Source organism: Actinomadura sp. KC345, from assembly GCF_004348515.1.
Lineage (GTDB): Bacteria > Actinomycetota > Actinomycetes > Streptosporangiales > Streptosporangiaceae > Spirillospora.
Map to the genome: position 1 here is coordinate 19,440 of NZ_SMKH01000076.1, position 9,059 is coordinate 28,498.

Annotated in this window: 4 protein-coding genes; 1 reads left to right on the forward strand and 3 read right to left on the reverse strand. The window is 67.9% G+C overall.

Annotation, left to right across the window (positions count from 1 at the left end; genetic code table 11):
• Positions 1–8: 8 nt before the first annotated feature.
• From E1281_RS15275 to E1281_RS15285, 3 genes are all read right to left on the reverse strand, one after another.
• Positions 9–2,684: a DUF1156 domain-containing protein gene (locus E1281_RS15275; RefSeq protein ID WP_165958942.1), complete on the reverse strand. Its 2,676-nt coding sequence runs from the start codon at positions 2,682–2,684 to the stop codon at positions 9–11.
• Positions 2,681–5,863 carry a helicase-related protein gene (locus E1281_RS15280; protein WP_131878615.1) on the reverse strand — a complete coding sequence of 1,061 codons (3,183 nt, stop codon included), beginning with the start codon at positions 5,861–5,863 and terminating at the stop codon, positions 2,681–2,683. The genes E1281_RS15275 and E1281_RS15280 overlap by 4 nt, the downstream gene beginning before the upstream one ends.
• A 382-nt stretch (positions 5,864–6,245) precedes the next feature.
• Complete coding sequence (locus E1281_RS15285) at positions 6,246–7,169, reverse strand: hypothetical protein (RefSeq protein WP_131878617.1); 924 nt, start codon at positions 7,167–7,169, stop codon at positions 6,246–6,248.
• 86 nt (positions 7,170–7,255) lie between these two features.
• Between E1281_RS15285 and E1281_RS15290 the strand changes: the two genes are divergently transcribed.
• Positions 7,256–9,059: restriction endonuclease (locus E1281_RS15290; RefSeq protein ID WP_165958943.1), on the forward strand; the 1,804-nt coding region annotated here is incomplete at its 3' end.

Here is a 9,059-nt window from a genome sequence, read left to right on the forward strand (position 1 = left end):
CCCTCCGTTCAGAACAGACGACCGAAAGTCGAGCCGGCATGCCTGGCGGCGGCCTCGCTGATGCCGTCCCGGTTCCCGCCGAGTCCGAGCAGCAGGCTGCGCTCGTCGTCCCCGTCGGGCAGTGCTTCGGCGATGGCGGTCACCATCGCCCAGAACCCCGGCTCGTTCGCAGCCCCCGTCGCGCCGAGTACCTCGGCGAGCTCGTTCGTGCGCCCTTCGGCGTGCAGCCTGCAGGCGACGTGCATGACGTCGATCAGGTCGGGAGAGTCACTGAGGACGGTATGGCCGCGGTCGCGCGGGCCGAGCAGCCGGTAGGACCGGTCACCGCCCGAGCCCCGCCTCTCCACCAGGCGCAGCCGAAGCAGCCGGTCGAGGTCGAGGTTGAACGCCCGGCACAGCATGTACGCGTCGTCCGCGGCGATCGAGTGCCCATCGTAGGCCCAGCGCCACGTCAGGTAGAACAACGAGTGGTCGTCCAGGGACGTTAGGGTCTCGCTGCCGAGCAGCTTGCGCATGGCGTGGCGTGCGACCGCCTCCCGGGCCAGGACCATCAACTCACGGACACTGACCTCCTCGCCGGACATCCGCAGCACACGCGAGTAGCGGGCAAACACCTCGAATGCCGGTCCGACCGCGGACACGAAGTAGTCGGCTCCGACGAGCCGCATCTCCTCGAACGTCGCCAGGCGCTCGGCCAGGCGCTCGTCCAGCTCCCGCACGACGTCGTCGTAGAAGCCGTCGCCACGGCCACCCGACTTGCGGCACACGAGCACCACCGAGGAGCCGAGCACCGATCCGACGTTGTCGGTCGTGCGCCCCTCGCGTTCGGAATGCATGGGCCAGGACGTGGTGACGATCAGGCCGGCGTGACGCAACGCCTGCAGCAGGCGCTCCCACGCGGCGACATCGGTGTGGGCGAAGACGAGGGAGACGATCCCGTCGTCGGACACGACCCTGGCGACCTCATGCAGGGCCCGCTGGAGGCGGCTCTCGAAGTCGGCGTGCGAGACGTACTCGGCCGAGTTCTTGTCCGCGCGGTTCTCGATGACCTCTGCCTGCTTGGGGGTCAGCGGGGTGAGGAACAGCTCAGGGTACAGGTGACCGATGCTGCGCTTGAGCCAGACGTAGAAGTAGTCCGAAAGGTCGCCGTACTGGAAGGCGTCGTAGTAGGGCGGGTCGATGATGACCGCGTCGAACTCCCCGCTGCCGAACGGCAGTTCCTGCGCGTTCACCCGCCGCACATCGGCCGGATTGCCCGCTGTGGCGGTACAGCAGTGTATGAGGGACTGCCTAATCCAGCCAATGGCGCCCTGCCAGTTGCCCGGTCCGTCGGCCAGCGGATCGATTTCGGTGAAGTCCCACGACATCCGAACAGCCTGCTGGGGAAAGGTGTGAGTGACGAACTCACCTGAAGGAACCCAGGTCACAAGTGATGAGCCATAGTCGGCGATGCGGTCAACGGCAAGCGCCAGATAGGTTGCAAGTGCCTTAGCACGGTCCGGGGCCATGCCTTCGGCCAGCATCTGCTGGTGCGCCGCCCGGACGGTCTGTGCGAGCACCGCCAGCACGTAGCGCTGCCGCGGCATAAACATCTTCGCCCAGGTGTCGATGCCATAAGTGAGGTTCGGATAACGCCGGTATTGGGACTTCACCAGCCGCTCGTCCGGTACCGCGCTGGTGCCCTCGGGGTATTCATCGAGTTCGTCTAGCAGCTTCAGCGCGGACTCGGCCGCCTCGACCTCGGCGGCGTCGGGTTCGCGGTAGGAGCGTCCGGCCTCGCCGCCCTCCATCACCGCGTACAGGTACTGGCCGAAGCCGTGTTCGCGGGCGTAGGCGCGCAGTTCCCGGTCCGGCCAAGACGACCCGCAGACCGGACAGGTTACGGTGACGCTCGACCCGCGACTGGTCTTGGTGCCGCGCTTCCAGTCTTCGTCGCCCGTCGGGACGCACTGGACGACCCGCAGCTCGATGCGGTCGTCGAACACGTCGTACTCGACGCCGGCCTTCCGCCGGGACGAGTCGGCGAGCTTGCGTGAGGAGATGATCGGGATCGTCCGCCCGCAGCTCTGGTCAGCGCAGGGGATGGTACGTGCCCAGAAGTAGGCGGCCACGCGGCGTGCGGAGCGGGCCGACGGGTAGACCTCGGCGAGACGTTCGTCGGCGCGGTCGCGCACCCACTGCGCCCATCTGGCGAAGTCGTCGACCAGAGGCAGGCGCCCCTCGCCGTCCCGCCCGCCGAACCTCGCCGGATACTCCAGCACGCAGCGCTGCAGGATGTGGGCCACTGGGTTGATGTCGGTCGCGGTCACGTCGCAGCCGAGCCGCAGGGCCTCCAGCGGGATCGCGCCGCCTCCGGCGAAGCAGTCCAGAACCTTCGGGCGCCGTCCCTGCCAGGCGGCGGACAGCTCGGCGGCCAACCGCTTGATCCTCGCGGAGTCGCCGCTGTTGGCCTCCTTGAAAGGAGCGGCCATCGCGATGGCGTTCTGCAGCTCCCTGCGCCGGTCCTCGTTCCGCGGGTCGGGGACGAGGCTGGCGAACACCACCGCCCGGGACATGGCCAGCGGCCGCCGGGCCCACCATAGGTGCATGGTGGATATGTTCCCGTGCCGCAGGTGCTTCTCTTTGGCGGAGGCCTCGTTCACTGGGGCCAGCGGGATCTGTTCCTCGATCAGGGCGTGTTTCACGTAGCCTCCGCCTCCGCTGCGTCGATCACCGGCTCGGGAGCGACGCCGTAGCGCACGTCCAGATGCGGCTGGATGCTGCCGACCAGGGTCCTGGCCGGGTTCTGGACGCGGTAGAGGCGGGGGGAGGGGGTGCCGCAGTCCAGCACAACATAAAGCCAGTAGTCGTCGCCCAGTTCAACCGCTTTGGCGTACTCAGACCACGTGAGTTCGACGGAGGCTACGCCCGCGCGTCCCTTGACCTCGATACAGCGGCGCTCACCATCTCGCAGCGACAGCAGGTCGAAGCCGACGTGGTCGGCCTCGACCGAGGCGACGACCGCGCCGCGTTCGCGTTCGTGCCGCAGCGCCACCTCGACTGCGAGGCCTTCGACCTCAGCGTTGCTCAGCCCGGCCGCGTCCCCCCCGGCCGGGCCCGCGGCGGGGCCGGGCAGAACCACACAGGTCGCGAGAGGACGCACGGGGCCGCGTCGGACCGCCCGGCCACGCCGGGTCTCCTCAAGCCTGATCTGACGGCGCTCCCGTGTCTGTGCCTTGGCGAGCTCGGCCTTGCGCAGGCGGCCCTCCACGCCCTGAACGCCATCAGCCAGTTCGTCCTCAAGGGCGAGTATCTCCTGGTCCTGACGGGCGAGCACGGCCCGGAACGACCGCTCCAGAAAGTCCTCCTGGATGTGGGCGGTCTCCTCACGTTCGGTTCTGGCTTGCCGGTACGGCTCCTCGAACACGTGCAGCCGGGCCCAATTGACCAGGTCTTCCGTGCCCATGGACAGCGGCAGGGAACCCGGGCCCCGCTCGGGCTCGGCGGGCAGCACGTCGTAGAAAAAGCCGCGCGCCTCCCGGAGTTCGCCCCCGGACTCGTCGATGGTCGCGATTGCCCGATGCACGACCTCGTCGTTGCCGTCCAACACGTCCGCGGTGAGGACATGCAGCAGCATGGGCTCGTCGAGCCCGGGGGAACGGAACACCGCGCCGCGGGCGAGATCCCGTTCGGTCCGCTCGATCACGAACTCGACGAGTGCGTCGAACAGTGGATGGCCCGGCCCGCACAGTTCTGGGGCTGGGGCGTCCTTCGCCGGGCGCACCGACGCCGGGCGCATGGCGACGCCCCGATCGAAGGTCAGGCACCGGTACTCTGGGGCAATCAGCCGGGTCGCACCGCTCACCCGGGAACGGGCGACCAGCGTATCCGGCGAGCGGGTGACCCGCAGCGTTCCCGGATCGAGCCGGTCCGCGGTCTGGCCGCCCGCAAAGGCGATCGCGTCGCGAAAGAACCGTTCGAGGTAGCGCGGGGGCAGGCGGCGGGCCTCGGCTCGCCGCGCCCGATCGCGCTCGGCTCGCCAGTCGATGTGCGCGGTGGCCAATGCGCCGCCGAGCAGTTCGCGGGCGCGCCCGATGATGGCAGGGTCGAACTCGTCGGGGTCGTCGCCGAACCGGCGGGCCGCCTCGTCCGGATCGACCGAACCCGCGATGACGCTCTCCAGCAGGTCGCGCAGGCGGTAGCCGGCGAAGATCTCTCCGATGACGTCGAAGACAGGGTCACCGAGCGAATCGCTCATGCGCTTCAGCTTGCGCAGCAGCGTCTCCAGCACCCGTCCCTCGCGGGTGTTGGTGGCGACGAGGTTGAAGATGTGCACGTCCTCGGTCTGGCCGATGCGATGGATCCGGCCCATCCGTTGTTCGAGCCGGTTTGGGTTCCACGGGATGTCGTAGTTCACCATGAGGTGGCAGAACTGCAGGTTGATGCCCTCTCCTGCCGCCTCGGTGGCCACCATGATCTGGGCTTGTTCGCGGAACCGCCGCTCGGCCCCGATGCGCTCGGCCAGCTTCAGCCCGCCGTGGATGACAGCGATGTCGAAGTCGGGTGACAGCTTCTCGACCAGGTAGTCCAGCGTGTCCCTGTGCTCGGTGAAGATCAGGAGCTTCTTCGCGGGGTCGTCACGCAGGCCTTCCCGGGCCACGACGTCGAGCAGTTCGGAGAGCTTGCGCTCGCTCCCCTGCCGCTCGACCTCCTGGGCCTGGGCGAGCAGCGGCCCGAGCGCCTCTAGCTCCAGACGCAGTTCGGCCTCGGTGTCGGGCAGCCACCGTTCCAGCGCCGCCTCCTCGCGCTCCCAGACCTCCTGCTCGCTGAGTTCGGTCGCATCCTGGTCTCCCAGGGCATACTCGCGCAGCTCGCGGCGTCCGCGCAGGTAGGCCGCCGGGTCTTCGAGTGCCTTCTCCAGCCGATCTACACGGCGTTCGAGCGTGCGACGGATGGCGCGCACCGAGGAGGCGAGCCTCCGCTGCATCGTGGTCAGGGCAAACCCCGCCGTGGACGGCCCCCCGGATCCACGGATCTCGGCCAGTTGCTTGGAGACGAAGGTGGTGACGGACTCATACAGCGCCCACTCGGCCCCGGTCAGCTCGTATCCGACCGTGTGCGGGTGGCGCGGTTTGAAGAGCTTGTGCCCCCGCAGGTCGACCATCTGCTCCTTGGACGTCCTGGAGTAGTGCCTCGGGTTGAGCGTGAGAGCGGGCGGGCAGCGGTCTCCATAGGCGTCCACGTCCAGCAGGCGCAGCAGACCCCACAGCGACTCGTTGCGGCCCGAGTGCGGGGTGGCGGTGAGCAGGATGATTCTGTGGGCTCGGGCGGCGACTTGTTCGGCCGCCTTGTACCGTGCCGACTTCTTGGAGATCAGGCCCCTGCCGTCCACCTGGAGGGTGTAACCGTGCGCCTCGTCCAAGACGGCCAGGTCCCACTCCCGCTCGGCGGCGGCGAACGAGGCGGCGACGCTCTCGGTCTTCAGGAAGTCCCGCGAGATGATGACGACATCGTGCAGGTCCCACGGGTTCTGCGTCGGATGGGCGTCCAGCAGCGCACGGTCGAACTGGACCGCGTCGATGCCGAACCGCTCAGCGAGTTCGCGCTGCCACTGGGTACGCAGGTTGGCCGGTGTGACGATCATTATCCGGTCCGCCGCCCGACGCAGCTGGAGCTCCTTGACATAGAGCCCCGTCATGATCGTTTTTCCTGCCCCCGGGTCGTCCGCGAGCAGGAAGCGCAGCCGGGGCTGCCGGAGGAAGTGTTCGTAGACTGCCTCAAGCTGATGCGGCAGCGGCGTGATGTTGGACACCGCGAGCGCGGCCATGTCGTGCCGGAAGGCGATGTCGATGCGACGGGCCTCGACGCCCAGCCGGAAGGCCACCGGATCGGCGTTGTAGGAGCGCTCGCCAGCGGAGCCGACGCGTTCGACGAGCGGCAGCTCGTCCCGTGCGAGGGTGAGGTCGCGAAGAACTCCGGCGTCGGTGCGGTAGACGAGGTCCCAGAAGGGACCTGGCTTGGCCTGGACGAGCGTCACGGTGTCGGTGTGGCCGGGGAGCCGGACCCGGGCGCCGGGGACCAGAAAGCCGGGGTCGGTCAGGGCAGACACGCAAGCACCCCTTCCCCACGTCGCCTGCTGACCGGGCACACCCGCACCGCGCCGCCGTGACGATCACCAGTCTGGTGAATCTACCACCGCCGCGGGCTTGCCTTTGTCCGTTCCGCACCGGCTCGAGCAGGCACGGCCGGGCCGGGGGCACCGTGTGTCACACCCATGCGCCGACGGGCTCCTCGTCGATCTCGATCACCAATTGCCAGCGGCCGTCGCCGGTCCGCTCCTTGCGCACCAGATGCCGCATGTCGGCGATGGGGCCGAGCACCGTGACGCTGCCGATAGGGTACTTCTCTTTGACATCCTGGCCGGTGTCGAGCTCGAACACCGGCTGCGCGAGGCCACGCAGCCGAGCTTCGACTTCGGCTCGAACCGAGCCGGTGAGACCCTCCACCTTGGCAGCGATCTCCTCCAGCACCTCGACGACCGGTCCCGGCCGGCATTCGGCGAACGCCTCGGCGACCAGACCGGTCAGTGCCGGATCGACCTCGTCCATGGCGTCGAAGAAGTGCTTGGCTGCTTGGAGTGGCCGAGGGTGGACGATCAGGCCCAGCGCCGCAGGAAAGTAGTGGGCGTTGCGCTGGAGGTCACCGCAGACGGCCCGGCCCGCGTCGAGCCGAGTGGAGACAAGCGCCCCCTTCTGCAGCCGTCCGGGACGGTCCAGCAGGTCCTTGACCGCTTCCAGCTGGAGCTCGCCGGTCTCGAGCTGACGGAGCATGGCGCCGTTCTCGGCGTCCACCTGGAGCTTGAGCACCCCGGCAACCGAATTGTTAGCGTCCACCTGCGCTTTTACAGCCACCAGCAGGCCCGGTTTCGTCACTTTGTTCATCCGCGCCACCAGTCGGCACGCGAGGCTGTGCGCGGCCGTCAGGAACGTCTGGTCGTCCCCCTCGAGTAAACCGTCGAATGGTTGGCATGCCTCCTCGTTCACAAAATGCGCGGGCGGGGGCGAATCACGGGCGTTCGCGCTGTTCCACAGTCTCTCGACGTGGGCGCTGAGGAAGTTGTCGACCTCGGCGATCGGCTGGAGGCGCGGCGGACGCGGCCTCTCCCCATGGGCGACCAGCAGATGGGTCATTTGGACGACTTGCACGTGGGTCCTCCGATCTCCTGATGAGGAAGTACCATCATCTCCGTCCGTGCAGTGCCTGCGCCAGGGGAACAATGGCCGTTTACGACTTCCGCAACCTCTCCCCCCACGATTTCGAACGCCTGTCCAGGGACGTGCTCAACAGCGCCGAGGGACTGAACCTACAGACGTACCCGGAAGGCCGCGACAGAGGAATCGATCTTCGCCAGATCACCCGCACCGGGTACACGATCATCGGTCAGTGTAAACACTATGTCGGGAGCACCGCCGCGCAGCTCAAAGCGGCTGTGGAGAAAGAACTGGCCAAGGAGGGGTGGCGGAAGGCCGACCGGTACCTGCTCGTCACGTCGCGTCCGATCACGGCTGAGGTTCAGTCCGAGCTTGCGGAGACGCTGCGCATCCCCGCCAGCGATGTGTGGGGGCCGGACCGGTTGAACGATGCTCTGCGCGATGACCCCGAGATCGTAAAGAGGCACTTCAAACTGTGGCTGTCGTCGACCGCGGCATTGGAGCGGGTCCTGCGGGCGGGTGTGTGGAACCGGACGGAGGTCCTGCTGCGGGAGGCGGCCGAAGATTGCCGTCGATGGATCGAAGTGCCGCTGGCTCGCGATGCCCGCGACGGTCTCGCCGCGACGGGCCTATGCGTGATCACGGGCCTGCCCGGCACGGGGAAGACAACGCTGGCCAAGCAGCTCGTACTCGAGGCCGCCGCCGAGGGCTGGCAGGTCGTCCAGGTCCGCTCGCCAAACGAGGCCTGGGAGACGCTGCGTCCGGAGCGGCAGATCTTCTACTACGACGACTTCCTCGGTCAGTCGCGTCTCACGGCGACCGCCGACGCGGACGTGGCCGACCTGCTGTCCCTCATCGGGACCGTGCACCGGGAAAAGGAACGCAAGCGACTCGTCCTGACCACTCGCTCACAAGTGCTACGCGCGGCCGAGCAGGCGATCAATGACAAGCTGCAGGAAGCGGTGCGCCGACCGCGGCGGCACACGATCGTCCTCGACGAGATCGACCGGAGCATCCGCACCTCGATCATCACCTCCCACCTTCACTTCGCCGGATTTCCTGCGGACGAGAGTGAGCGCCTCGAGGCCGACCGCCGGATGAGCCGTGTCGTCGGCCATCCGAACTTCAGTCCGCGTGCGATCGAGCACGTGAGCCGGCGACTTGGTGAGGACGCGACCGCTGACGACGCCGTCGCGCTGCTCCAGCGCACGTTCGACGACCCGGGGGAACTGTGGCGGGTGAGTTTTGCACCCCTCAACGAGCTCAGCCGGGAGATCGTCCTGACCCTGGCCACTCTGCCCACCCAGCCGGTCGATCTCGCAGACCTGCACGAGCTGGTGGGACGGCCTGACCCCTTCGCCTGGCGAAACGCGCTGCACACGCTGGAACCAACATGGGTCCGGCTCATCGACTCTCCGGTGGAACGGACGGTGCGCTTGGCTCATCCGGGATGCCATGACTACCTCCTGTCCGTCATCGACCAGCCGGAGGCCGCCGCCGAGCGTCTGGACCGGGTCCGACGGATTGACCAGGTATTCACCCTGAGTGAGGCCGCAGGATTGCTCGATCGGGACCCGCCTCCGCCCCACCAGGGGACTCGTCCTCATCTGCTTAATGCGTTGCGCTCCAGACGTGAGCAACTCGTCGAGCTGATCCGGACTCGATTCGAGGCGTGGTCCAGCGTGGACCGTCGGCCTTCGCTGAGAGCCGCGACGCTTCGGGACGTCGCCATACTGCACGGTGCTCTCGGTGACCCGGACAGCCCCGCATGGATCGAGAAACACTGTCACGCTCTGACCGAGTCCGCCTGGCTCCGGCCTCCGCCCTTCCGGCCCGGTCACCTGTTCTCGCTCGCCGCCGCGCTCATAC